General features: G+C 47.0%; 1 protein-coding gene. It reads right to left on the reverse strand.

The features are described 5' to 3' along the window. On the reverse strand, window positions 1-802 hold an 802-nt coding region (locus ACRCJ0_RS16825; protein WP_431391302.1), incomplete at both ends, for an SLC13 family permease.

The following is an 802-nucleotide window of genomic DNA, read 5'->3' on the forward strand; positions in this document are numbered from 1 at the left end:
ATATGTCTGGTCTGTAAAAGGTGAAACCAGAATAGTGGTTGGGACATTTGAAAAGACTTGTGAAGCCAAGAGCCCTGTTAGGTAAGCCATGGCCTTGCTTGAAATACTAGCTGCCAACCAAGTTTGGACAAGTGTTAAGTTAGTAATGTTTCCGACTAACACAAAAAATGAAGCGAAAGTCAGTAGCAGTAAATAATCCACTTGCAGTAAATACCGCCAGTTAGTCAGGAGGACATAGGCCACAATAAAGGCCACGGTACAAAAGATATTAAATAAGCCAAAGATGGCAATGACCATGAGCACCATGCCAATGCTAGCTTGAATGACTATCGACCTATCTACTGCATTACCCTCAACTTGTGTGTGGGCTGCCGTTTTTTCCACGAAGAGCGTTGCGGCCATAACTAGGATAAAGCCGGCAACCATCAGGGGTAGGGTCCACCACATGAAACTGACGAAATCGACTGAATAGGTAGAATAGATGATGAGGTTTTGTGGGTTGGAGAAGGGAAAGAAGACCCCGCCTAGGTTTGCGGCCACGACGATCAGGGCTGCCCCGAGTACTCGGCCCTTGAATGCTGGTAGGTGGCGCAGGATGTTCAAGTAAATCGGTAGTAGGGTCAGGACGGCGATGTCGTTGGATAATAGGAATGACCCAAAGAATGAGGTCAGGACCATGGATTGGACGATGACGCGGCTATTTCCGGACCAGTCGATCAATTTTATCGACGCCCACCGTAATAAGCCTGACGTCTGGAAAAAGGCTAGGACAATCATCAAGCCGAATAAACTGACTAAGACG

The sequence above is a fragment of the Aerococcus sp. L_32 genome (assembly GCF_050689315.1).